This window comes from Achromobacter sp. ES-001 (assembly GCF_019448355.1).
In the GTDB taxonomy this organism is placed as follows: Bacteria; Pseudomonadota; Gammaproteobacteria; order Burkholderiales; family Burkholderiaceae_B; genus Achromobacter; species Achromobacter spanius_B.
This window is the reverse complement of sequence record NZ_CP079940.1, coordinates 6,434,152-6,455,907: the sequence shown is the minus strand read 5'-3', so window position 1 is coordinate 6,455,907 and position 21,756 is coordinate 6,434,152. Positions and strand designations below refer to the sequence as shown.

General features: G+C 62.1%; 29 protein-coding genes. 24 read left to right on the top strand and 5 right to left on the bottom strand.

Annotated elements, in window-relative coordinates; translation table 11 throughout:
- Positions 1-57 precede the first annotated feature (57 nt).
- Entirely contained in the window at positions 58-1,017 is a 960-nt protein-coding gene (locus KYT87_RS29260) for a helix-turn-helix domain-containing protein (RefSeq protein ID WP_046806031.1), read from the top strand.
- A 63-nt stretch (positions 1,018-1,080) separates the two neighbouring features.
- Here KYT87_RS29260 and KYT87_RS29255 read toward each other — a convergent pair whose 3' ends face one another.
- Together KYT87_RS29255 and KYT87_RS29250 are read right to left on the bottom strand one after the other, a co-directional pair.
- Positions 1,081-3,252 (bottom strand): metallophosphoesterase, encoded by a 2,172-nt coding sequence (locus KYT87_RS29255; RefSeq protein WP_219991437.1) that lies wholly within the window; start codon positions 3,250-3,252, stop codon positions 1,081-1,083.
- Positions 3,253-3,438: 186 nt separating this feature from the next.
- A complete protein-coding gene (locus KYT87_RS29250) occupies positions 3,439-4,866 on the bottom strand; it encodes an NAD-dependent succinate-semialdehyde dehydrogenase (RefSeq protein ID WP_046807447.1) in 1,428 nt (475 codons plus the stop codon).
- A gap of 157 nt (positions 4,867-5,023) precedes the next feature.
- On the opposite strand from KYT87_RS29250, the gene KYT87_RS29245 reads away from it, so the two are divergent.
- The 19 genes from KYT87_RS29245 to rplQ all read left to right on the top strand — a co-directional run bounded on the left by KYT87_RS29245 (position 5,024) and on the right by rplQ (position 15,204).
- Positions 5,024-5,812, top strand: a complete 789-nt coding sequence (locus KYT87_RS29245; protein ID WP_219991436.1) for an aspartyl/asparaginyl beta-hydroxylase domain-containing protein — start codon at positions 5,024-5,026, stop codon at positions 5,810-5,812.
- A 354-nt stretch (positions 5,813-6,166) separates the two neighbouring features.
- Complete coding sequence (gene rplN / locus KYT87_RS29240) at positions 6,167-6,535, top strand: 50S ribosomal protein L14 (protein ID WP_046807446.1); 369 nt, start codon at positions 6,167-6,169, stop codon at positions 6,533-6,535.
- Positions 6,536-6,546: 11 nt separating this feature from the next.
- Positions 6,547-6,867, top strand: a complete 321-nt coding sequence (rplX, locus tag KYT87_RS29235) for a 50S ribosomal protein L24 (protein ID WP_006227036.1) — start codon at positions 6,547-6,549, stop codon at positions 6,865-6,867.
- 12 nt (positions 6,868-6,879) lie between these two features.
- Complete coding sequence (gene rplE, locus KYT87_RS29230) at positions 6,880-7,419, top strand: 50S ribosomal protein L5 (RefSeq protein ID WP_006216529.1); 540 nt, start codon at positions 6,880-6,882, stop codon at positions 7,417-7,419.
- A gap of 12 nt (positions 7,420-7,431) precedes the next feature.
- A complete protein-coding gene (gene rpsN / locus KYT87_RS29225) occupies positions 7,432-7,737 on the top strand; it encodes a 30S ribosomal protein S14 (RefSeq protein ID WP_006216527.1) in 306 nt (101 codons plus the stop codon).
- 10 nt (positions 7,738-7,747) lie between these two features.
- Complete coding sequence (gene rpsH / locus KYT87_RS29220) at positions 7,748-8,143, top strand: 30S ribosomal protein S8 (RefSeq protein WP_006216525.1); 396 nt, start codon at positions 7,748-7,750, stop codon at positions 8,141-8,143.
- Between the two features lie 12 nt (positions 8,144-8,155).
- On the top strand, positions 8,156-8,689 hold the full coding sequence (rplF, locus tag KYT87_RS29215; RefSeq protein ID WP_046807445.1) for a 50S ribosomal protein L6: 534 nt from the start codon (positions 8,156-8,158) through the stop codon (positions 8,687-8,689).
- A 21-nt stretch (positions 8,690-8,710) separates the two neighbouring features.
- On the top strand, positions 8,711-9,076 hold the full coding sequence (gene rplR, locus KYT87_RS29210; protein ID WP_006227039.1) for a 50S ribosomal protein L18: 366 nt from the start codon (positions 8,711-8,713) through the stop codon (positions 9,074-9,076).
- 15 nt (positions 9,077-9,091) lie between these two features.
- Positions 9,092-9,613 (top strand): 30S ribosomal protein S5, encoded by a 522-nt coding sequence (gene rpsE / locus KYT87_RS29205; protein ID WP_006216521.1) that lies wholly within the window; start codon positions 9,092-9,094, stop codon positions 9,611-9,613.
- Between the two features lie 3 nt (positions 9,614-9,616).
- On the top strand, positions 9,617-9,802 hold the full coding sequence (rpmD, locus tag KYT87_RS29200; RefSeq protein WP_006216520.1) for a 50S ribosomal protein L30: 186 nt from the start codon (positions 9,617-9,619) through the stop codon (positions 9,800-9,802).
- Positions 9,803-9,811: 9 nt separating this feature from the next.
- Entirely contained in the window at positions 9,812-10,252 is a 441-nt protein-coding gene (gene rplO / locus KYT87_RS29195; protein WP_013397002.1) for a 50S ribosomal protein L15, read from the top strand.
- A gap of 14 nt (positions 10,253-10,266) precedes the next feature.
- A complete protein-coding gene (gene secY / locus KYT87_RS29190; RefSeq protein WP_039882533.1) occupies positions 10,267-11,592 on the top strand; it encodes a preprotein translocase subunit SecY in 1,326 nt (441 codons plus the stop codon).
- Between the two features lie 8 nt (positions 11,593-11,600).
- Positions 11,601-11,819, top strand: a complete 219-nt coding sequence (gene infA, locus KYT87_RS29185) for a translation initiation factor IF-1 (protein WP_003806927.1) — start codon at positions 11,601-11,603, stop codon at positions 11,817-11,819.
- A 34-nt stretch (positions 11,820-11,853) separates the two neighbouring features.
- The gene (gene rpmJ / locus KYT87_RS29180) at positions 11,854-11,967 is read left to right on the top strand and encodes a 50S ribosomal protein L36 (RefSeq protein WP_003806928.1); all 114 of its coding nucleotides are present in this window, start codon (positions 11,854-11,856) and stop codon (positions 11,965-11,967) included.
- A 43-nt stretch (positions 11,968-12,010) separates the two neighbouring features.
- A complete protein-coding gene (gene rpsM, locus KYT87_RS29175) occupies positions 12,011-12,376 on the top strand; it encodes a 30S ribosomal protein S13 (protein ID WP_006216517.1) in 366 nt (121 codons plus the stop codon).
- 15 nt (positions 12,377-12,391) lie between these two features.
- Entirely contained in the window at positions 12,392-12,793 is a 402-nt protein-coding gene (rpsK, locus tag KYT87_RS29170; protein ID WP_006216516.1) for a 30S ribosomal protein S11, read from the top strand.
- Positions 12,794-12,804: 11 nt separating this feature from the next.
- Positions 12,805-13,428 carry a 30S ribosomal protein S4 gene (gene rpsD, locus KYT87_RS29165; RefSeq protein WP_006216515.1) on the top strand — a complete coding sequence of 208 codons (624 nt, stop codon included), beginning with the start codon at positions 12,805-12,807 and terminating at the stop codon, positions 13,426-13,428.
- 213 nt (positions 13,429-13,641) lie between these two features.
- Complete coding sequence (gene rpoA / locus KYT87_RS29160; protein ID WP_006216514.1) at positions 13,642-14,628, top strand: DNA-directed RNA polymerase subunit alpha; 987 nt, start codon at positions 13,642-13,644, stop codon at positions 14,626-14,628.
- A 183-nt stretch (positions 14,629-14,811) separates the two neighbouring features.
- On the top strand, positions 14,812-15,204 hold the full coding sequence (rplQ, locus tag KYT87_RS29155) for a 50S ribosomal protein L17 (RefSeq protein WP_006216513.1): 393 nt from the start codon (positions 14,812-14,814) through the stop codon (positions 15,202-15,204).
- A gap of 81 nt (positions 15,205-15,285) precedes the next feature.
- Here the strand turns inward: rplQ and KYT87_RS29150 are convergent, their stop codons facing one another.
- A complete protein-coding gene (locus tag KYT87_RS29150) occupies positions 15,286-15,723 on the bottom strand; it encodes an HIT family protein (protein ID WP_104142460.1) in 438 nt (145 codons plus the stop codon).
- 178 nt (positions 15,724-15,901) lie between these two features.
- On the opposite strand from KYT87_RS29150, the gene cutA reads away from it, so the two are divergent.
- From cutA to KYT87_RS29135, 3 genes are all read left to right on the top strand, one after another.
- Positions 15,902-16,249 (top strand): divalent-cation tolerance protein CutA, encoded by a 348-nt coding sequence (gene cutA / locus KYT87_RS29145; protein ID WP_046807443.1) that lies wholly within the window; start codon positions 15,902-15,904, stop codon positions 16,247-16,249.
- 98 nt (positions 16,250-16,347) lie between these two features.
- Positions 16,348-18,174 carry a protein-disulfide reductase DsbD gene (dsbD, locus tag KYT87_RS29140; protein WP_219992799.1) on the top strand — a complete coding sequence of 609 codons (1,827 nt, stop codon included), beginning with the start codon at positions 16,348-16,350 and terminating at the stop codon, positions 18,172-18,174.
- Positions 18,175-18,303: 129 nt separating this feature from the next.
- Complete coding sequence (locus tag KYT87_RS29135; RefSeq protein WP_104142797.1) at positions 18,304-19,179, top strand: DMT family transporter; 876 nt, start codon at positions 18,304-18,306, stop codon at positions 19,177-19,179.
- On the opposite strand, the gene hemB is transcribed toward KYT87_RS29135, so the two are convergent.
- Positions 19,176-20,192: a porphobilinogen synthase gene (hemB, locus tag KYT87_RS29130; protein ID WP_104142463.1), complete on the bottom strand. Its 1,017-nt coding sequence runs from the start codon at positions 20,190-20,192 to the stop codon at positions 19,176-19,178. The two genes, KYT87_RS29135 and hemB, sit on opposite strands and share 4 nt — an antisense overlap.
- A complete protein-coding gene (gene yihA, locus KYT87_RS29125) occupies positions 20,189-20,812 on the bottom strand; it encodes a ribosome biogenesis GTP-binding protein YihA/YsxC (protein WP_006216506.1) in 624 nt (207 codons plus the stop codon). Before yihA ends, hemB begins: the two co-directional genes overlap by 4 nt.
- 221 nt (positions 20,813-21,033) lie before the next feature.
- Between yihA and KYT87_RS29120 the strand changes: the two genes are divergently transcribed.
- Entirely contained in the window at positions 21,034-21,735 is a 702-nt protein-coding gene (locus tag KYT87_RS29120) for a c-type cytochrome (protein WP_104142798.1), read from the top strand.
- The last annotated feature ends 21 nt before the right edge of the window (positions 21,736-21,756 follow it).

Here is a 21,756-nt window from a genome sequence, read left to right as displayed (position 1 = left end):
CAAGAGCTTGTAGACGCAAGATCAAATTGCGCTGGGCCGCGTACAGGAGACCGCGACATGTCGGACACGGAATTCGCCATATCGGCCACCGCAGGCGCCGACGGGCGCGAGCAATGGCGGGCGGCGCTGGCCGACGCGTTCGGTCCGTTCGAGGTGCACCGCGGCAAAGCCGACCATTTCGCCGGCCATGTGCGCTACGCGCGTCGCGCCAGCTTGCAGTTCAATGACCTGCACTATCAGGGACAGAAGCTGGAACGCACGGCCGGTAACGTGTCGCGGCTGGACCAGGAGTTCTATACGTTTGGCATGCCGCTGGCGGGGCCGTTGGCCGTGCGGCAGCAGGGGCGCGATTTTCAGGTGGAGCCGGGCTGCGTGTACCTGATGAACCAAAGCCTGCCGTATCAGGCGACGGCGTTGGGGGCGGCCGGCTACCGTAGTCTTAGTGTGTCGTTTCCTCGCAGTGCGCTGACGCAGCGCGATTCGCGCATCGGCGCGTTCCACAAGTTGCGCATCGATGACGGGTCGCCGCGCGGGGCGATGCTGGCCGGCTTCATGGACCACCTGTTCAAGGGCATGGGCAGTTGGTCCGATACCGAAGTGACCGAGCTTGGCGAAAGGTTGATCGACCTGATCGTGCTGTTCCTGGTGCAGGCGGGGCAGGGGCATGCGTCTGAAACGGACAGCAGCGTCACGTTGGCGCATCGCCAGCGCGTGTTGGCCTACATCCGCCAGCACCTGGCCGACCCTGGCTTGTCGCCGCAGCACGTCGCGCAGGGCTGCGGCGTGTCGGTGGCGTATCTGCACCGCATCCTGCGCGCGGGCGGCCTGTCGGTGGAGTCGTTCATCTTTGATCAGCGCCTGGATAAATGCCGCGAGCTGCTGCTGGACCCGCGGCATCGGCACCGCGGCATCGCCGAGCTGGCCTATCAGGTCGGCTTTTCACACCCATCGCATTTCAGCCGGCTGTTCAAGAGCCGCTTCGGCATCACTGCGCGCGATATGCGCGCACGCTGCTGAGTCAAAACAAGACGGCTCACGAATGAGCTGTCTTGTTTTACCGGTCAGCCGTTCAGCGCTGGCTTAGAACGGTGACGGACGATTCGACAGATCCACAATGCTGTTGCTGGTCAGGTCCAGCCGGATGTGTTCGGACGGCGCGCCTGCCGCCAGCTTCAGCATGATCGCCATCAGCGGCTTGAAGCGCGCCTTGAACAGGTCGGCAAGCGTATTGGCGTTGCTGACGCTGTTGCCGCTCATTTGCACGGAAGCGTTCGTGTTGGCCAGCGCCTGGGCCAGCAGCTTGTACTGGCTGGCGCGTTGGGCCGGCATGTCGGCAAAGGCCAGGTCGCCGGCATTGGCAATGCGCACGAAGTCGCCCGCCATGTCCAGTGCCTTCCACTGCGCGAAGTCCGACAGCTGCATGCCGTTGGCTTGCGCCAGGGCTTGTGCACGCGCCTGCGCGTCGGCCAGGTTGCCGGCATACGCCGCGTTGCTGGCGCCGGTGCCGCCGCCGTCCGACAGGCAGGCAAAGAAGGCCGGCGTCAGATTGCTCTGATTGCCGGTGTTCGCCAGTTCCTTGAGCGTGACGGTGGTTTGCAGTTGCGACAGCGTCAACAGGTCGGCGCCGGTCAGCGGGCTTTTGACCAGTTCGCGCATCTCGCAACGCCAGTCGTCGTTAAGCAGGCGCAGGCGCACCAGCTCGCTCATGTAGCGATACGTGAAGTCGCCGTAGTCCTTGGCGTCAAGGATCGACACGTCCCAGCGGGCCGGCGTGGTGTAGGCGTTCTCGGCGCGATACAGGTCGAACAGTTCGTCAAAGCGCGGCACCTTGTCCAGGCGGATGGTCTGTACTTCGATCTTGTCGGCGCTTTGCAGCGTCATCAGCTTGTAGGCCGGCACGTACGCCGCCATGGACGGCGCCTGGATATTGAACAGCGCCGTGTCGCCGCCGTAGTTGCGGGCGCCCATGTCGTTGAAGTGCATATGTCCGCCCACGTGCACCTTCAGGCCGGTTTCGGCCAGGGCACGCGTGGTGTTCTCCGCCGGACGCCGGATCATCTGCATCTTGTTCGCGCCCAGCAGCGCTTCGATGTCGTCGGAGGCGCCGTTGAAAAACTCGGACATCGGGAAGTGGCTGAACGCGATGACCTGCTTGCCCTGCGCCTTGCCGCGCGCGACGACGTCAGCCAACCATTTGATGACGTGGGCCTTGTGCGTCAGCATCCTGTTGTAGCCCTGGTCACCCGAGCCGGTGAAATCATTGGCGCCGATGCCCGTGGGCACGTAGACGTTGGCATCGATGCCGACCAGCCAAACGCCCTTGACCGGCTCAACCACGTAGGACGTGTCTGGCACCATCTTGCACAGCGTGTAGTTCTGCGGCTTGTTCGGGCCGCCCGTGCCTTCGGCGCAGATCTCGTACTGGCGGTTGATCCAGTTGGCCTGATCCAATGCCGTGGTGTAGTCGTAGTCTTCGTACTTGTAGGTGCTGTACGGCGTTTCGTAATAGACGTTTTGCGGCTGCGGCATGAAGCCATGCTGCTTGAGCGCGTCCGTGATGCCGGCGTAGCCCATGTGCAGGACTTCTTCCGTGCAGTACGTGTTGCCGATGCGCGCCCAGTCGCCGCTGTAAGGCGTGCTGCACGCGGCGTTGCCGCCGCGGCTGTAGATCGGTTGCGAGAAGCCGATGGCGCCGGTCGTGGGGTCCAGGCCCAGGTAGTCGCTCTTGCCGGCCGCCTGGTTGAAGGGCCGGTTGGGATCGTGATTGCCGGGGGCGGCAAAGAACTGGATGCCGTGCTTCTTGGAGTAGTCATCCATGATCTTCACCAGGCCGCGCATGTGCACGGGCTGGCCGTCGTCCGAGAAGTCGCCCGGCAATGCGATGTACTTCACGCCGCGCGCAACGGCGTCGTCCAGCGCGGCCAGGAAGGCGAAGTAGTTCTCGTTGAACAGGCGCGTCGACGTCAACTGCGCATACATCGTGCGGATCGTTGCGTTCTCGCCGTGCTTGGGATTCGGAATGCCCGGGAACGAACCGTCCTTGAAGTCGGCGTACACATCGTGGAAGTGAATGTCGGGCATGAACGCCACTTGCACGGGGGCGGGCGGCGCGGCCGGCGTTTCCGTGACGGGTGGGGGCGTCTGTGCGACCGGGGGATTGTTGTTGTCGTCGTCGTCGCCGCCACAAGCGGCGAGCAGGGCCACAAGGGTGGCGGCGCCGGCCGTGCGGGCGAAGCGGGAAAGGGCGTTCATTGCGCGATCTGATCCTGAAGAGTGGGGCGGGCAGCCACTTCCCTTGGGGTGGTCAGCTGCCTGTCAGCGAGGCGCAATGTTCTCGGACGTGCATGACAGCATCATGAAACGGCGCCGCGCCATGGCCGTCTGCCGCAGGACGAAAAAAAGCCCCTTGCGGGGCTTTTGGGCTGAAGCGCGGAACGCTCAGATGTGCGTGATGAATTTCGTGACGAGGTAGCCGTCAAACGTTTCCAGGCCGCCTTCGCTACCGATGCCGCTGTCCTTGATGCCACCGAACGGCGTCTCGGCCAGCGCGCTGCCGAAGTGGTTGATGTTGACCATGCCGGCTTCCAGTCCGTTCGAGACCTTGGTGGCGGTCTTCAACGAATTGGTGAACACGTAGGACGACAGGCCGAACGGCAGGCTGTTGGCGCGGCGCAGGACTTCGTCGGTGTCCTTGAAGCGGACCACCGGCGCCACGGGGCCGAAGGGTTCTTCGGTCATCAGCATCGAGTCGTCCGGCAGTTCCGTCACGACCGTGGGGGCGAAGAAAAAGCCCTTGCGGTCCAGCGGGCCACCGCCCACCACGACCTTGCCGCCATGCTTCTTGGCGTCGTCGATGAAGGCGCTCATGGCGGGTACGCGGCGTTCGTGCGCCAGCGGACCCATGTCGGTGCCGGCTTCCAGGCCGTCGCCGACCTTGATGTTCTTGAGCACGTCCGAGAAGCGGGCCAGGAACTGCTCGTAGGCGCCTTCCTGCACGTAGAAGCGAGTGGGCGACACGCAGACCTGACCGGCGTTGCGAACCTTGAACTTGGCCAGCATTTCAGCGGCGCGGTCGATGTCGGCGTCGTCGAACACCAGCACGGGCGAATGGCCGCCCAATTCCATCGTGACGCGCTTCATGTGCGCGCCGGCCAGCGCGGCCAGCTGCTTGCCCACCGGCACGGAACCGGTGAACGACACCTTGCGCACGATCGGCGAACGGATCAGGTAGTCGGAGATCTTGGCGGGCTCGCCCCAGACGATGTTCAGGCAGCCCTTGGGCAGGCCGGCATCGTGGAACATGCGCGCAATCGCCATGACGGCGCTGGGCGAATCTTCCGGACCCTTGAGAACCACCGTGCAACCGGCGCCGAGCGCGGCGGCGATCTTGCGGATGGCCTGGTTGTACGGGAAGTTCCAAGGCGTGAACGCGGCGCAGACGCCGATGGGTTCGCGCACGACGAACTGGCGTACATCGGGATTGCGGGGCGGGACCACGCGGCCGTAGATACGGCGGCATTCTTCGGCGTGCCAGTCGGCGTGTTCAGCGCAAGAGGTGACTTCGCCCACGGCTTCGGCCAGCGGCTTGCCCTGGTCCAGCGTCATGTTGCGGCCGATTTCCTTGGCGCGCTCGCGCGACAGCGTGGCAACCTTGCGCAGGATGGCCGAACGATCCATGGGAGAAGACTTCTTCCACGATTCGAACGCGCGCTGGGCGGCGGCTAGCGCACGGTCCAGATCGGCTTCGGTTGCGTGAGGCAGCTGGCCCAGCACTTCAAGCGTGGCCGGGTTAATGACGTCCTGGGTGCGCCTACCCTCGCCGGAGATGAATTCGCCGTCGATATACAGCGCCAACTGTTCATACATGCCTGTCTTTCCTTGCGAAATAGGAGTGGAGTGCGATCGCGTGTCGCCCACGCCAGTCTAAACCAGCTTGCGCGATGCGGGGAGGGCCAATCCGCAGCGCAGGATTGGAGCCAATGGGAGGGGCCAAGTCTTGCAAGCCCGGGCGGGCTTGGACACAATGGGCCATCTTAGCCAGCCTGATTCCATACCCATCGTGCAACCCGTTGACGCGCTTTCCGGCAACAAGCCCAGTCTGTATTCGCGCGTGCTTTTTCGCTTCATCGATTGGCTACGTCACCGGATCGCGCGGGCGTCGCTGGTGGGCGACAAGCCGATCTTCCAGAATGACCAGTTCCCGTGGATCCCCGAGCTGGAGGCGCGGACCCCGGTCATCCGCGCCGAACTCGCCGAATTGCTGGCAGAACGCCAGCATCTGCCCGCGTTTCATGAGATATCCCCGGATGTCGGGATGATCACGTCCGACGACCAGTGGAAGACGTTTGTCTTCATGGGGTATGGACTGCGATCTGAACGCAACCTGGCGCGTTGCCCGGAAACCGCCCGCGCATTGACCGGGATACCAGGTATCCGCAGTGCGTTCTTCTCGATCCTGGAACCGGGCAAGCGAATTCCTCTGCATACCGGCCCCTACAACGGCGTGCTGCGCCTGCACCTGGGGCTGGTGGTGCCCGAGCCGGCCGAACGCTGCTGGATAGAAGTTGGGGGGGAACGGTATAGCTGGCGGGAAGGCCGGGCCGTGGTGTTCGATGACCTGTATCCCCACCAGGTTCACAACGACACGGACGGGCTACGCGCCGTTCTGTTCGTCGACTTCGAAAGGCCGTGCCGTGTTCCGGTAAAATGGCTGAATCGCCTGGTGCTCAGAGCGGCCCCGTTCACGGACGAAATCCGTCGCGGCAAGGCCAATCACGATGCCTGGGAGAAGGGCTACTACCGCCAGAAATAGGGGGCAGATGGCCCGCAAACCGTTCCCCTTATTGGGGAGCGTGGTCTTTTGTGCGTCATACCAACAAAGTACTTGCGCTCAAAATTTAACCACGCTAGAATGATCAGCTTTCCCAGATTGTCGATTGAGTTAAGGAAGATTTAGCTCATCGAGTTGGGGGAATACCCGCAGGATTTCAACCCAGGGTCGTTGCGTTGCCAACCCGTTGCAGAGGTAGAGCGAAAGCTCTAGGTCTACAACACAAAAGCAGGGCGGCAGACCTGACGGGACCAAAACTGGCAGGAATTGCAGAGTTCCTCGGGGGGAAAACCCCGGGAAAACAGTATTTCCAGTTAAGTTGGAACAGGAAAAATCATGATCCAAATGCAGACCACGCTGGACGTGGCCGATAACACTGGTGCGCGTCATGTCATGTGCATTAAGGTGCTCGGTGGCTCCAAGCGCCGTTATGCCGGTATCGGCGACATCATCAAGGTGAGCGTCAAAGATGCGGCTCCGCGCGGACGCGTCAAGAAAGGCGAAATTTACAATGCCGTGGTGGTTCGTACCGCCAAGGGCGTGCGCCGTAAAGACGGTTCGCTGATTAAGTTCGGTGGCAATGCCGCCGTATTGCTCAACGCCAAGCTGGAGCCCATCGGCACCCGCATCTTCGGACCCGTTACGCGTGAACTGCGTACCGAGAAGTTCATGAAGATCGTGTCGTTGGCCCCGGAAGTGCTGTAAGGAGCCCTACGATGAATAACATTCGTAAAGGCGACGAAGTCATCGTCCTGACCGGCCGCGACAAGAAGCGTCGCGGTACCGTGCTGGCTCGTGTTGATGCCGACCACGTTCTGGTCGAAGGCGTCAACATCGTCAAGAAGCACGTGAAAGCCAACCCGATGGCTAACAACCCGGGCGGGATTGTCGAAAAGACCATGCCGATCCACATCTCGAATGTGGCGCTCTTTAACCCCGCAACCGGTCGTGGCGACCGCGTGGGCGTTCAAGAAGTCGAAGGTCGCAAGGTCCGCGTGTTCCGTTCCAATGGTGCCGTTGTCGGCGCCAAGGCGTAAGGGGCGATAGACATGTCTCGTTTGCAAGATTTCTACAAGAGCAAGGTCGCTGGCGACCTGCAGGCCAAGTTTGGCTACAAGAGCGTCATGGAAGTGCCGCGCATCACCAAGATCACCCTGAACATGGGTGTCTCGGAAGCCGTGTCCGATAAGAAGGTTATCGAACACGCGGTGTCGGACCTGACCAAGATCGCTGGCCAAAAGCCTGTCGTGACGAAGACCAAGAAGGCTATCGCCGGTTTCAAGATCCGCGAAAACTACCCGATTGGTTGCATGGTCACGTTGCGTGGTCAACGCATGTACGAATTCCTGGATCGCCTCGTTGCGGTCGCGCTGCCTCGCGTGCGCGACTTCCGTGGTATCTCGGGTCGTGCGTTCGACGGCCGTGGCAACTACAACATCGGGGTGAAAGAGCAAATCATTTTCCCCGAAATCGAGTACGACAAGATCGACGCGCTGCGTGGGCTGAACATCAGCATCACCACCTCCGCGAAGACCGACGAAGAAGCCAAGGCGCTGTTGACGGCCTTCAGCTTCCCGTTCCGTAACTAAGGGGCTGATGACGTGGCTAAACTTTCCCTCATCAATCGCGACATCAAGCGCGCCAAGCTGGCTGACAAGTTCGCTGCCAAGCGCGCTGAGTTGAAGGCGATCATCGACGACCAGTCGAAGACCGACGAAGAACGTTACCAAGCTCGGCTCAAGCTGCAACAGCTGCCGCGCAATGCCAATCCGACGCGCCAACGTAACCGTTGCGTGGTCACCGGTCGTCCGCGCGGCGTGTTCCGCAAGTTCGGCCTGACGCGTCACAAACTGCGTGAAATGGCGATGAAGGGCGAAATCCCCGGCATCACCAAGGCCAGCTGGTAGGAGATACATTATGAGCATGAGCGATCCCATCGCCGATATGCTGACCCGCATTCGCAATGCGCAGCAAGTGGACAAAGTTACGGTGAGCATGCCCTCCTCGAAGCTGAAGGCGGCAATTGCCGCTGTGCTGAAAGACGAAGGCTACATCGACAGCTTTGAAATCAAGGGCACCCAGGCCAAGCCTGAGCTCGAGATCACCCTGAAGTACTACGCTGGCCGCCCGGTTATCGAACGCATCGAACGCGTTTCGCGCCCCGGTCTGCGTATCTACAAGGGCCGTACCAGCATTCCTCAGGTCATGAACGGCCTGGGCGTGGCTATCGTTTCGACCTCGCGCGGCGTCATGACCGACCGTAAGGCTCGCGCCAACGGCGTCGGCGGCGAAGTGCTGTGCTACGTGGCCTAAGGAGAAATTCGAATGTCACGTATCGCTAAGTATCCGGTCGAACTGCCGAAGGGTGTCGAAGCTGACATCAAGCAGGATCAGATCATCGTCAAGGGCCCGCTGGGTACCCTGACTCAAGCCCTGACTGGCGACGTTACGGTTGCGATGGACGAAGGCAAGCTCACGTTTGCCGCCGCCAACGAATCTCGTCACGCCAATGCCATGTCGGGTACCGTGCGCGCTCTGGTGGCCAATATGGTTACCGGCGTGAGCAAGGGCTTCGAGCGCAAGCTGACCCTGGTTGGCGTGGGTTACCGCGCCTCGATCCAAGGCGATGCCGTTAAGCTGCAGCTCGGTTTCTCGCACGACGTTTTGCATCAGTTGCCGGCCGGTATCAAGGCCGAATGCCCCACCCAGACGGAAATCGTCATCAAGGGCGCCAACAAGCAAGTCGTCGGTCAGATGGCCGCTGAAATCCGCTCGTACCGCGAGCCCGAACCCTACAAGGGCAAGGGTGTGCGTTACTCGGACGAACGCGTCGTCATCAAAGAAACCAAGAAGAAATAACGGCGCACGCAAGGACGAATCATGGACAAAAAAGTTTCCCGTTTGCGTCGTGCGGTTCCGACCCGCCGGAAGATCAACGAGTTGCGCGTTCACCGCCTCTCGGTCTTCCGCTCGAACCAGCACATCTACGCCAACATCATTTCGCCGGAAGGCGATCGCGTTCTGGTCAGCGCCTCGACGGTGGAAGCCGAAGTGCGTGCGCAACTGGCCGGCCAAACCGGTCAAGGCGGCAACACTGCCGCTGCGACCCTGGTTGGCAAGCGCGTGGCCGAAAAGGCCAAGGCTGCCGGTATCGAACTGGTCGCTTTCGATCGCTCGGGCTTTCGTTACCATGGCCGCGTGAAAGCGCTGGCCGATGCCGCGCGTGAAGCCGGCCTGAAGTTCTAAGCGAGGATCTGTCAAATGGCTAAAGTACAAGGCAAGAACGCCGCGGAAAAAGAGAACGATGACGGCCTCCGCGAAAAGATGATCGCGGTCAACCGCGTGAGCAAAGTGGTCAAGGGTGGTCGCACCATGAGCTTTGCCGCGCTGACCGTGGTTGGCGATGGCGATGGTCGCGTCGGCATGGGTAAGGGCAAGGCGCGTGAAGTGCCGGTGTCCGTCCAGAAGGCAATGGAACAGGCCCGCCGCGGCATGTTCAAGGTTGCTCTGAAGAACGGCACGCTGCACCACACCGTGGTTGGCAAGCATGGCGCCGCTACCGTGCTGATCTCGCCGGCTGCTGAAGGTACTGGCGTTATCGCCGGCGGCCCGATGCGCGCTATTTTTGAAGTGATGGGTGTGCGTAACGTGGTTGCCAAGAGCTTGGGCTCGAGCAACCCCTACAACATGGTTCGCGCCACGTTGAACGGTCTGCGCGCTTCCCTGACCCCGGCCGATGTTGCTGCCAAGCGCGGCAAGTCGGTCGAAGAAATCCTGGGGTAAATCATGGCTCAGAAGCAGATCAAAGTGACCCTCGTGCGCTCCGTGATCGGTACCAAGCAATCGCACCGTGATACGGTTCGCGGTTTGGGCTTGGGCCGCATCAACAGCAGCCGCGTGTTGGTCGATACGCCCGAGGTGCGTGGGATGATCCGTAAGGTGGATTATCTCGTTTCCGTCTCGGAAGCCTAAGGAATCACCATGTCGGATATGCAACTTAATTCGCTGAAGCCCGCTGAGGGCAGCAAGCACGCCAAGCGCCGCGTCGGCCGTGGTATCGGTTCGGGTCTGGGTAAAACCGCCGGCCGTGGCCACAAAGGTCAGAAGTCGCGCTCGGGCGGTTTCCATAAGGTTGGCTTCGAAGGCGGTCAAATGCCGCTGCAGCGTCGTCTGCCCAAGCGTGGTTTCACCCCGCTCGGTCAGCACCTGTACGCCGAAGTCCGTCTGTCGGACCTGCAAGCCTTGCCCATCGACGAAGTCGACGTGCAAGTGCTCAAGGCGGCTGGCGTGATTGGTCAGGCGGTTCGTTACGCCAAGGTCATCAAGTCGGGTGAACTCTCGCGCAAGGTAGTGCTCAAGGGCATTACTGCGACGGCCGGCGCTCGCGCCGCCATCGAAGGCGCGGGCGGCTCGCTTGCTTGATCACGAGGTGACGAGTGGCTAACGCGCAGGCATTGGGCAAAACCGGAGCACGGTACGGTGATTTGAAGCGCCGTTTGGTGTTCCTGGTGCTCGCCCTGGTGGTTTACCGTTTGGGTACACACATCCCCGTACCGGGTATTAATCCGGATGCGCTGGCGGACTTGTTCCGCCAGAACCAGGGCGGGATCCTGGGCCTGTTCAACATGTTCTCGGGTGGGGCGCTCTCGCGTTTCTCGATTTTTGCCCTGGGGATCATGCCGTACATTTCGGCATCCATCATCATGCAGTTGATGTCGGTGGTGGTGCCGTCGCTGGAAGCGCTCAAGAAAGAGGGCGAATCCGGTCGTCGGAAGATTACCCAATACACCCGCTACGGCACAGTCGTGCTGGCGCTGGTGCAAGCAGTGGGCATTTCGGTGGCGTTGGAGTCCCAACAGGGACTGGTGATCGATCCGGGTATGCTGTTTCGCTTCACGACCGTTGTGACTCTGGTCACTGGCACCATGTTCGTCATGTGGCTGGGTGAACAGATCACGGAACGCGGTCTGGGCAACGGGATTTCCATCCTGATCTTCGCAGGTATCGTTGCGGGTTTGCCCGCGGCGCTGGCTGCACTGTTGGACCTGGTCCGCACCAACGCGATGTCCGTGCTTTCGGCACTGTTCATTGTGGCTCTGGTGGTGCTGGTTACCGCTTTTGTGGTGTTCGTGGAACGCGGACAGCGCAAGATCACGGTGAACTACGCCAAGCGTCAGGTCGGCAACAAGGTCTACGGTGGTCAAAGCTCGCATTTGCCGCTGAAGCTGAACATGGCAGGGGTGATTCCGCCGATTTTCGCATCGTCGATCATTCTGTTCCCGGCCACGATCACGAGCTGGTTCTCCAGCAGTGAGAACATGCGCTGGCTTAGCGACCTGGCTGCGGCCCTGTCGCCTCGTCAACCGCTCTACATCACGCTGTACTCCGTCGCGATTATTTTCTTCTGCTTTTTCTACACGGCTCTGGTGTTCAACAGCCGCGAAACGGCGGACAACCTGAAGAAGAGTGGTGCGTTTGTTCCGGGCATTCGTCCGGGTGAACAAACAGCGCGCTACATCGACAAGATCCTGATGCGTTTGACGCTCGCAGGTGCCATCTACATTACGTTGGTGTGCCTGTTGCCGGAATTCTTGGTGATGCGCTGGAACGTTCCCTTCTACTTCGGTGGTACGTCTCTGTTGATTATTGTGGTGGTGACGATGGATTTCATGGCACAGGTTCAGGCCTACATGATGTCTCACCAGTACGACTCGTTGCTCAAGAAGGCCAACTTCAAGGGCGCGGGTTTGCCGATGCGGTAAGCAAAAGAATGTCCAAGGACGACGTCATTCAGATGCAAGGCGAGGTTCTTGAGAACCTCCCGAACGCGACATTTCGCGTCAAGCTCGAAAACGGCCACGTGGTGTTGGGCCATATTTCCGGCAAGATGCGTATGCATTACATCCGGATCCTGCCGGGTGACAAGGTCACAGTGGAGCTCACGCCCTATGATCTGACGCGAGCCAGGATAGTTTTCCGCTCCAAATGAGCGGAACCGGATTACGGAAAATTAGGAGTCAACCATGAAAGTAATGGCATCGGTTAAGCGGATCTGCCGCAACTGCAAAGTTATCAAACGTCACGGCGTGGTGCGTGTTATCTGCACCGACCCGCGTCACAAGCAGCGTCAAGGCTAACTCGGGTTAGCGACTACGCAACAGATTTATTCAAGGAATAGTCATGGCCCGTATTGCTGGCATTAACATCCCGCCGCAACAGCACGCCGAGATCGGACTGACCGCCATTTTTGGCATTGGTCGTACGCGCGCTCGCAAAATCTGCGAAGCGGCAAACGTACCCTTTGACAAAAAGGTCAAGGATCTGAACGACGCTGAATTGGAACGCGTCCGCGAACATGTTGGTTTGTTCACGGTTGAAGGCGACCTGCGTCGTGAAGTACAGCTCTCGATCAAGCGTTTGATCGACCTGGGAACCTACCGCGGTATGCGTCACAAGCGCGGTTTGCCCGTGCGCGGCCAGCGCACTCGCACCAACGCCCGGACCCGTAAGGGCCCGCGTCGTGCTGCTGCGTCCCTGAAGAAATAATCGAGGAACTGGATTATGGCGAAAGCTTCCACCAGCGGCGCTTCGCGCGTGCGCAAAAAGGTTAAGAAGAACGTCTCGGACGGCATCGCGCACGTTCACGCTTCGTTCAACAACACCATCATCACCATCACCGACCGTCAGGGCAACGCTTTGTCGTGGGCCACTTCGGGTGGTGCTGGTTTCAAGGGTTCGCGTAAGTCGACCCCGTTTGCCGCGCAAGTCGCCGCTGAAACGGCTGGCCGCGTCGCGCTGGAATACGGCATCAAGACGCTGGAAGTGCGCATCAAGGGCCCCGGTCCTGGCCGCGAATCGTCGGTCCGCGCTCTGAACGCGCTGGGCATCAAGATTTCGTCCATCGCCGACATCACGCCCGTTCCGCACAACGGCTGCCGTCCGCCGAAGCGTCGTCGTATCTAAAGGGAATCCACATGGCACGTTATATTGGACCCAAATGCAAGCTCTCGCGCCGCGAGGGTACTGACCTGTTCCTGAAGAGCGCCCGTCGCTCGCTGGATTCCAAGTGCAAGCTGGATTCCAAGCCTGGCCAACACGGCCGCACTTCGGGTGCCCGCACTTCCGACTACGGCCTGCAGCTGCGCGAAAAGCAAAAGCTCAAGCGCATGTACGGCGTGCTGGAAAAGCAATTCCGCAAGTACTTCGCTGAAGCAGAGCGTCGCCGTGGCAACACCGGCGAAACCCTGATCCAGCTGCTGGAATCGCGCCTGGACAACGTCGTCTACCGCATGGGCTTCGGCTCGACGCGCGCCGAAGCTCGCCAGCTGGTCAGCCACCGCGCCATCGAACTGAACGGCCACACGGCTGACATCGCTTCGATGCTGGTCAAGGCCGGCGACGTCGTCTCGATCCGTGAAAAGGCCAAGAAGCAAGGCCGTATCAAGGAATCGCTCGACCTGGCCACCAGCATCGGCATCCCCCAATGGGTGGAAGTCGACGCGACCAAGCTGACCGGTACGTTCAAGTCGGTCCCCGATCGCGCTGACGTCGCTCGCGACATCAACGAATCGATGGTCGTCGAACTGTACTCGCGTTAATCAGGTCGGCCGGCGCCTCCTTCGCAGGTGTGCCGGCTACTGGTCCCGCGACCCGTTTGCACGTCTCGCAGCAGCCCGCCTTCCGCCTTTTGGTGGGGCGGGCTTTGCGGTAAGTATCGGCCGGCGCTTTCGCGCTGCCCGAGTTTCATGTTTCACCTGTCCATCAGCCTTATCGGTGTAACGAGCCGAGGGTATTGAAAAGGAACACAGTAAATGTCCACTCAAGGTTTTCTGAAGCCGCGCTCCATTGAAGTCGAACCGGTCGGCACGCACCATGCCAAGATCGTGATGGAGCCGTTCGAGCGTGGCTACGGTCATACGCTGGGCAACGCCCTGCGCCGCATCCTGCTGTCTTCGATGACCGGCTACGCGCCGACCGAAGTGCAAATGACGGGCGTGGTGCACGAATATTCGACCATCCCGGGCGTTCGCGAAGATGTCGTCGACATCCTGCTGAACCTGAAGGGCGTGGTTTTCAAGCTGCACAATCGCGACGAAGTGACCCTGGTTCTGCGCAAGACCGGCGCGGGCACCGTGCTGGCCAGCGACATTGAACTGCCGCACGACGTCGAGATCATCAACCCCGGCCATGCCATCTGCAACCTGACGGACGCAGGCAAGCTGGAAATGCAGATCAAGGTTGAGAAGGGCCGCGGCTACGTGCCGGGCAACGTGCGCGCGCTGTCGGAAGACCGCACCCACACCATCGGCCGTATCGTTCTGGACGCTTCGTTCAGCCCGGTTCGCCGCGTCAGCTACGCGGTGGAAAGCGCCCGTGTGGAACAGCGCACCGACCTGGACAAGCTGGTTCTGGACATCGAAACCAACGGCGTCATTTCGCCCGAGGAAGCGGTGCGCCAGTCGGCTCGCATCCTGATGGACCAGATCTCGGTCTTCGCCGCGCTGGAAGGCGCTGGTGATTCGTACGAAGCTCCGGTTCGCGGCACGCCGCAGATCGACCCGGTCCTGCTGCGTCCGGTCGACGACCTGGAACTGACCGTGCGTTCGGCCAACTGCCTGAAGGCCGAAAACATCTACTACATCGGCGACCTGATCCAGCGTACCGAAAACGAGCTGCTCAAGACCCCGAACCTGGGTCGCAAGTCGCTCAACGAAATCAAGGAAGTTCTGGCTGCACGTGGCTTGACCTTGGGCATGAAGCTCGAGAACTGGCCGCCCCTGGGCCTGGAGCGTCCCTAAGTTTTAACGGGTGGCACCCCGGCAACGGGGCGCCACCTGCAACGCCCGGCAACCCCGTCGGGCGGTTTGCGAATTCGTCGTAAAATGCACCGTTTTCTACCGGACCGCGGCCTGATTGCAGGTTGATAGAAGAGCCGGCAACCCGATGGCTAACGCCATCTTTAGATTCAAAGGAAACTTATCATGCGTCACGGTAATGGCTTGCGTAAGCTCAACCGCACCAGCAGTCACCGTCTTGCCATGTTCCGCAACATGGCCGTTTCGTTGATCACTCACGAAGCCATCAAGACCACGCTGCCGAAGGCGAAAGAATTGCGCCGCGTCATCGAACCCCTGATCACGCTGGGCAAAGAGCCCACGCTGGCGAACAAGCGTCTGGCATTTGCCCGTCTGCGCGATCGCGATGCGGTGGTGAAGCTGTTTGCCGAAATCGGCCCGCGCTACGCGGCCCGTAACGGTGGCTACACCCGCGTGCTGAAGATGGGCTTCCGTCAAGGCGACAACGCTCCCATGGCTTTCATGGAACTGGTTGACCGTCCGGAAGTTGATGAAGCCGCTGCGGACAGCGCCGAATAAATTCGGTTGCTAGATAAGCGACAAGGGCGGGTCTTCGGACCCGCCCTTGTTTTATTTGCGCGCCCCGCCACGCGACTGACGTCACGAGGCGTGCAGTTCCCCTCGCAGCTGCTCGGCGGTGGCTGCCAGTACCTCTTGAGGCGGTTGCGGCGGCATCTTGAACGTCAGGTCCTGCTGTTCGATGTACGCGGTGGATGTGACGTCCTGCGTGTGATGCATGGGGATGACGTGCGCGTGCGAATGCGCGACGTGTATGCCCGTGAACGCGAACCCCACGCGCTGCACGCCGTACAGGCGCTTCATGTGGCGTCCCAGCTTCTGTCCCAGGTTTACGATGTGCCCCGCCAGGTCGGCCGGCATGTCCTCGAAGTACGGGTAATGCTGCTTCGGAATGATCAGCGTGTGTCCCGGCCGTACCGGCTGGATGTCCAGGAAGGCCATCAAGCGGTCGTCTTCATGGATGATGTGCGCGGGAATCTCGTGCCGGGCGATCCGGCAGAACAGGCAATTGTCGGGCATGCGGGCCTCGTGAAAGCGGGTGGCATGGTGGCGGCGTCGATATGGTTGCGGGCGCTTGGCCAGCAGGTTCGAGCGCGGGTATCCGGGTCCGGCCGCCAGCGTCCGGCGTCCGGGCTTCGGCGCAATATCGATAAAATACCCCGAGTTACATCCCACACGGTTATCTCAAGGAGCCTCCATGTTGCGCGATGACGACGTCGTGCTGGTCATCAGCAATGCGCCCGACCTCTTGCTGGCCAAGCGCATCGCGCATGTGCTGGTGGAAGATGGATTGGCCGCGTGCGTGAACCTTGGCGCGCCGGGCCTGTCCATCTATCTGTGGAACGGAGAGGTCGAGGGGACGGAAGAAGTCCCCATCCATATCAAAACCACCTACGCACGTCATCAAGCCGTTGTTCAGGCCCTGGCGCAGATGCATCCCTACGATGTGCCCGAAATTATCGTGCTGCCGGTCATCGGCGGCGCCGCGCCCTATCTGGATTGGGTGCGAGAACAAACGGCCGTCACCAAAAACAAGAGAGACTGATGTTTCAACCTGCCGGTATCGTCGACGCGCCCGGGCGCCCGATTCACGCCCCTCGCGCGGCGCGCACTCTGATCGGACGCTGCCTGGCATTGCTGGCAATGATGCTGTTGCTGCTGGGTTGGCAGGCGGCGCACGCTGAAGCCGACTTTCTTGAGCCCGAAAAAGCGTTCGTCTTCAGCGCGAAGATGGCCGCGCCCGACACGCTGGAACTGCACTACAAGGTTGCGCCCGGCTACTACATGTACCGCGAGCGTTTCGGCATCACGATCAGCCCGGCCGGTGCCACAACGCTGGGCGAGGCCGTCTATCCGAAGGGCGAGGTCAAGTACGACCCGACCTTCGAAAAGGACATGGAAGTCTTCCACAAGGACGTCCTGATTCGCGTGCCGGTGGGCTCGGGCACCGCGCCTTTCACCCTGACGTTGACCGGGCAGGGGTGCGCGGACGCCGGCCTGTGCTATCCGCCGATGGACAGCAGCGTCAAGCTGACGCCGGTGGCGGGCGGATACGCCTTGGCGGGCGGTCTGCTTGCAACAGCCGGGCAATCATCGCAACCTGGGCAATCCACCTCAGCCCCCGCGGCTACCGGCCTTGGCGCCCTGGTCAACGCAGGCGATACCGGTCTGGCCGATGCGCTGGGCGGCCTGGGTTGGGCCAAGACGGCGGGCGTGTTTTTGATCCTGGGTTTGTTGCTGGCCTTCACGCCCTGCGTGTTGCCGATGATTCCCATCCTGTCTTCGATCGTGCTGGGTGGCGTGGCGCAGCCCCGGCCCACGCGCGGTCGGGGTTTGGCCCTGGCGGCGACCTATGTGCTGGGTATGTCGGTGGTCTACACCGCGCTGGGCGTGGCCGCTGGCCTGAGCGGCGCCGGTCTGGCCGCCTGGTTGCAAACCCCCTGGATCCTGACGCTGTTCGCCATCCTGCTGACCGTGCTGGCGCTGGCCATGTTCGACGTGTTCACGTTCCAGATGCCGTCCGGCGTCCAGGCCAAGCTGTCCGAGCGCTCGTCACGCGTGCCGGGCGGCCGCTACACCGGCGCGCTGCTGATGGGCGCCTTGTCCGCCTTGATCGTCGGGCCGTGCGTGGCCGCGCCGTTGGCCGGCGCGCTGCTGTATATCTCGCAAACGGGCGACGTCATCCTGGGCGGCTCGGCGTTGTTTGCCATGGCCTGGGGCATGGGCGTGCCCTTGCTGATCGTGGGCGCGTCCTCGGGCGCGTTGCTGCCCAAGGCCGGCCCGTGGATGGATGGCGTCAAGCGCCTGTTTGGCATGCTGCTGCTGGGGACCGCGTGGTGGATGCTGATTCCGGTGGTGCCGACCTGGGTGCAGATGACGGGTTGGGCCTTCCTGGCCGTCGTGTCCGCCGTGATGCTGCGCGCGTTTGACGCCTTGCCCGCGGGCGCCGGTGCCGGTCGCATGTTTGCCAAGGGGCTGGGGCTGCTGTTGGCGCTTGCCGCCGCCGCCTGGCTGATCGGCGCGGCCAGCGGGGGGCGCGATGTCTTGCAGCCGCTGTCGCATCTGGCCGCACGTGGCGAGGCGTCGGTGGGCACGGCCGTCGCCAAGGGCGACATGCAATTCACGCGCGTGCGCAACAACGCCGAGCTGGACGCGCTGCTGGCGCAAAGCCGCCAGCCGGTCATGCTGGATTTCTATGCCGACTGGTGCGTATCCTGCCGCGAAATGGAGCGCTTCACGTTCACCGATCCCGGTGTCGCACAGCGCATGTCGGGCATGTTGCTGGTGCAGGCCGACGTCACGGCAAACAACGCCGACGACCGCGCGCTGCTCAAGCGCTTCCGGCTGTTCGGGCCGCCGGGAATCATGTTCTTCGAGCCGGGCGGCAAGGAACTTCCCGATGCGCGCGTAGTGGGTTTCCAGGATGCCAAGCGCTTCACGGAATCGCTGGACAAGGTGCTGGTGCGCTGACGGCGGGCGATATACCATGGCGGCTGCGCTGCGTGGGCGGCGCATCCCACTCCCTCCAGGCCGGCGCCCGTGACGTCCCCGACAGTTGATGCAAGCCAGGACCGCAACGGTCTGATCTATGTTCAATTGATGTTCGTCATGGCCACATGGGGCCTGAACATCGTCTCCATCAAGTACCTCACGCAGCACATGGACATCCAGGCGCTTGCCGCCGTGCGGATCGTGGTTGCGTTCATCACCGTCACCCTCATCATCAAGGCCCGCCGTGGCCGCGTGCCCAAGCTGGGCCGCGTGGAATTGGGCTGGGTGGCGCTGGCGGGCTTTCTGGTGGTCTACGCGCACCAGGTGGCGCTGGTCTCCGGGCTGCGCTTTTCTTCCGCCGCCAACGGCACGCTGATCATGGCCACCAGCCCCTTGTTGTCGGCACTGCTGGCCGCGCTGTTCTATCGCGAAAAACTGACCCTGGTACGCATCTGCGGCGCTCTGCTCGGGCTGCTGGGCGTGGGCATGGTGGTGGCCGGCAGCGGTGCCCAATTCGGGCTTAATGGCTGGGGCGACGCGGTGGTATTCGTGGCCGTGCTGGTGTTCGTGTTCGGCGGCCTGGTGATCCAGCGCATGTCGCGCACGATGGACCCGCTGGGCATGCTTTGGTACATGTACCTGGCAGGCGGGCTGATGCTGGTGGCGCACGCGTTGGTGACGCCGTCGTCGTACCAGACCGACACCTGGCAGATGACCTGGTGGCCGTGGCTGGTGCTGCTGTTTTCCGCGGTGATTGCCTCGGGCGTCAGCAACATCATCTGGAACGCCGGCATCGCGCGGCTGGGCATCAGCCGCGCCGCCTTGTTCGTGAACTGGCTGCCGATATTCGGGCTGTTGTTCGCCTCGCTGTTCCTGGATGAACACGTCACCTTGACCCATGTGTTGGGGCTGGCCTGCGTGCTCGGGGGAACGTGGCTGGGGCTGCGCCGGACCACGCCGGCGCCTGACCCTAAAAGTGCTTAGCGCTGCGCTTTGAGCAGCGTGGCGGCTTCGATGGCGAAGTACGTCAGGATGCCGTCGGCGCCGGCGCGCTTGAACGCCAGCAGCGCTTCCATCATGACCTTGTCGTGGTCCAGCCAGCCATTGGCGGCGGCGGCCTTGATCATCGCGTATTCACCGCTGACCTGGTAGGCGAACGTGGGCACGCGGAAGGTGTCCTTCACGCGGCGCAGCACGTCCAGGTACGGCATGCCCGGCTTGACCATGACCATGTCCGCGCCTTCTTGCAGATCGGCGGCCACTTCGCGCAATGCTTCGTCCAGGTTGCCCGGGTCCATCTGGTAAGCCATTTTGTTGGACTTGCCCAGGTTGGTGGCCGAGCCCACGGCGTCGCGGAACGGGCCATAGAACGCGCTGGCGTACTTGGCCGAATAGGCCATGATCTGCGTGTGGATGTGGCCGTTGGCTTCCAGTGCCTTGCGGACCGCGCCGATGCGCCCATCCATCATGTCGCTGGGGGCCACCATGTCCACGCCCGCGGCGGCCTGCGTGAGCGCCTGCTTGACCAGGATCTCGACCGTGATTTCGTTGATGACGTAGCCGTTCTCGTCGATGACGCCGTCCTGGCCGTGGCTGGTGTACGGGTCCAGCGCCACATCACACAGGATGCCCAGCTCGGGGAAACGTTTTTTCAATTCGCCCACCACGCGCGGAATCAGACCGCGCGGGTTGGTCGCTTCGACGCCGTCGGGCGTCTTCAGCGACGGGTCGATGACCGGGAACAGCGCCATCACCGGGATGCCCAGTTCGACGCATTTCTCGGCCACGGGCAGCAGCGTATCCAGCGAATAGCGGACCACGCCGGGCAGGGACGGCACGGCTTGCTCGATGCCCGTGCCGTCGGCCACGAACACCGGGTAGATCAGGTCATTGACCGTCAGCGCGTTCTCGCGCACCAGGCGGCGGGTGAAGTCGTCGCGGCGCAGGCGGCGGGGGCGGGAAACCGGAAATTCAGGGGTGATGATCTGCGGGTTCATGATTCGACCTTGGGGGAAATCCAATTCTCAATGTGGGCGCCCGCTTCTTCCAGCCCGATGCGCTCGGGCGCCGAAAACGGGATGGTGTGCAGGGCGCCGATGTCGGCCAGGTCCTTGCGGACCGAGAACACGGTGCGCATGCGCTGGCCATAGGGCAGCTTGTCGGCCTTGGTCAGCAGCGCCAGCACGGGGCGGCCGGTGGGGGCGATGAAGTTGGCCAGGCGGCGGTCAAGCTCGGTGACGCCGCGGCGGATATCGATCAGCAGCACGATGCCCGCAAGCGACTCGCGGTCGCGCAGGTAGCCGCCAAGAATGTCCGCCCATTTTTCTTTTTCGTTGCGTGCCACGGACGCATAGCCGTAGCCGGGCAAGTCAACGAGAAAACCGATGTGGCCTTCCGGATCCAGCGGGTCGGGCAAGCCGAACATGTTGATCAAGCGCGTGCGGCCCGGCGTCTTGCTGGAAAACGCAAGACGGCGCTGGTTGCACAGCACGTTGATGGCCGTGGATTTGCCGGCGTTGGAGCGGCCGACAAAGCAGACCTCGGGAGCGCCGGCGGCCGGCAACTGGTCGAGGCGAGCTGCGGAGGTAAGGAAGGAGGCGCGATGTAGGAGGGACACGGATGGGCTTTGGATACGGTTGGTTTCGAGCCCTATTGTATAATCCGGCGTTTGCAACAGTGGTCCCCGTGCGCGGAGCCGTCTTTTTTGCTTACTGTTTAGGTGCCTGCGGCAACTTGGCAGGCAGAACGGGCAGAGAGGTTCGATACGGTTTTCCAGGGTGTGCGGGGTAGGCGTGGGCGCCTTTTTGCGCCTTGATCGATGTGATCGTCGAGGTCTTCATGAAGCGTGTGCTGTCCCGGATGTTGGTTGCGAGCGGGCTGTTGCTCGGCGCCTCCGCCTTCTCTACACCCAGTTTCGCCGCCGACGGCGCAGCGGGCCCGGCCAAGCCAGATGCCGCCAAGGGCGGTCAGCTGTTTGACCAGGGCGACGCCTCGCGGGGCATCATTGCCTGTGCGTCCTGTCATGGCGCGGCGGGCAATAGCACCATCCCGGTGAACCCCAACCTGGCCGCGCAACCCCACGAATACCTGGCCAAGCAACTGGCCGACTTCCAGATCAAGCAGGGCGCCAAGCTGCCCGTGCGCAATGGCGCGGGGGGCAATCCGACCCCGATGACGGCCATGGCGCAGAACCTGACGCCGGCCGACATGCAGAACATTGCGCTGTACCTGGCGCAACAACCCCTGAAAGAACCCGCCACGGCGGGCCAGGAAAAGTTGGTCGACCTGGGCCAGAAGATCTGGCGCGGCGGCTTGCCGGAGCGCAATGTGCCGGCCTGCGCGGCGTGCCACTCTGCAAACGGCGCGGGCATGCCCAGCCAGTACCCCCGCTTGTCGGGGCAGTTCCCCATGTACATCGAAGAGCAGCTCAAGCTGTTCCGCAGCGGCGACCGCAAGAACGAAATCATGTTCGCGATCGCAGACCGCATGTCGGACGCCGATATCAAGGCCGTGTCCGACTACGCAGCGGGCTTGCGGTAGGCCAACGCCGGCAACACGCGC

Coding starts and splice junctions, on each gene's coding strand:
- rplE (WP_006216529.1), top strand. CDS start 6,880: ATGTCTCGTTTGCAAGATTTCTACAAGAGCAAGGTCGCTGGCGACCTG.
- KYT87_RS29260 (WP_046806031.1), top strand. CDS start 58: ATGTCGGACACGGAATTCGCCATATCGGCCACCGCAGGCGCCGACGGG.
- rpoA (WP_006216514.1), top strand. CDS start 13,642: ATGTCCACTCAAGGTTTTCTGAAGCCGCGCTCCATTGAAGTCGAACCG.
- dsbD (WP_219992799.1), top strand. CDS start 16,348: ATGATGCTGTTGCTGCTGGGTTGGCAGGCGGCGCACGCTGAAGCCGAC.
- rplQ (WP_006216513.1), top strand. CDS start 14,812: ATGCGTCACGGTAATGGCTTGCGTAAGCTCAACCGCACCAGCAGTCAC.
- KYT87_RS29245 (WP_219991436.1), top strand. CDS start 5,024: ATGGGCCATCTTAGCCAGCCTGATTCCATACCCATCGTGCAACCCGTT.
- infA (WP_003806927.1), top strand. CDS start 11,601: ATGTCCAAGGACGACGTCATTCAGATGCAAGGCGAGGTTCTTGAGAAC.
- rplO (WP_013397002.1), top strand. CDS start 9,812: ATGTCGGATATGCAACTTAATTCGCTGAAGCCCGCTGAGGGCAGCAAG.
- rplF (WP_046807445.1), top strand. CDS start 8,156: ATGTCACGTATCGCTAAGTATCCGGTCGAACTGCCGAAGGGTGTCGAA.
- KYT87_RS29120 (WP_104142798.1), top strand. CDS start 21,034: ATGAAGCGTGTGCTGTCCCGGATGTTGGTTGCGAGCGGGCTGTTGCTC.
- rplR (WP_006227039.1), top strand. CDS start 8,711: ATGGACAAAAAAGTTTCCCGTTTGCGTCGTGCGGTTCCGACCCGCCGG.
- rplN (WP_046807446.1), top strand. CDS start 6,167: ATGATCCAAATGCAGACCACGCTGGACGTGGCCGATAACACTGGTGCG.
- rpsK (WP_006216516.1), top strand. CDS start 12,392: ATGGCGAAAGCTTCCACCAGCGGCGCTTCGCGCGTGCGCAAAAAGGTT.
- rpmD (WP_006216520.1), top strand. CDS start 9,617: ATGGCTCAGAAGCAGATCAAAGTGACCCTCGTGCGCTCCGTGATCGGT.
- cutA (WP_046807443.1), top strand. CDS start 15,902: ATGTTGCGCGATGACGACGTCGTGCTGGTCATCAGCAATGCGCCCGAC.
- KYT87_RS29135 (WP_104142797.1), top strand. CDS start 18,304: ATGTTCGTCATGGCCACATGGGGCCTGAACATCGTCTCCATCAAGTAC.
- hemB (WP_104142463.1), bottom strand. CDS start 20,192: ATGAACCCGCAGATCATCACCCCTGAATTTCCGGTTTCCCGCCCCCGC.
- KYT87_RS29150 (WP_104142460.1), bottom strand. CDS start 15,723: ATGCCCGACAATTGCCTGTTCTGCCGGATCGCCCGGCACGAGATTCCC.
- rpsM (WP_006216517.1), top strand. CDS start 12,011: ATGGCCCGTATTGCTGGCATTAACATCCCGCCGCAACAGCACGCCGAG.
- KYT87_RS29250 (WP_046807447.1), bottom strand. CDS start 4,866: ATGTATGAACAGTTGGCGCTGTATATCGACGGCGAATTCATCTCCGGC.
- rpmJ (WP_003806928.1), top strand. CDS start 11,854: ATGAAAGTAATGGCATCGGTTAAGCGGATCTGCCGCAACTGCAAAGTT.
- rpsE (WP_006216521.1), top strand. CDS start 9,092: ATGGCTAAAGTACAAGGCAAGAACGCCGCGGAAAAAGAGAACGATGAC.
- rpsD (WP_006216515.1), top strand. CDS start 12,805: ATGGCACGTTATATTGGACCCAAATGCAAGCTCTCGCGCCGCGAGGGT.
- rplX (WP_006227036.1), top strand. CDS start 6,547: ATGAATAACATTCGTAAAGGCGACGAAGTCATCGTCCTGACCGGCCGC.
- rpsH (WP_006216525.1), top strand. CDS start 7,748: ATGAGCATGAGCGATCCCATCGCCGATATGCTGACCCGCATTCGCAAT.
- KYT87_RS29255 (WP_219991437.1), bottom strand. CDS start 3,252: ATGAACGCCCTTTCCCGCTTCGCCCGCACGGCCGGCGCCGCCACCCTT.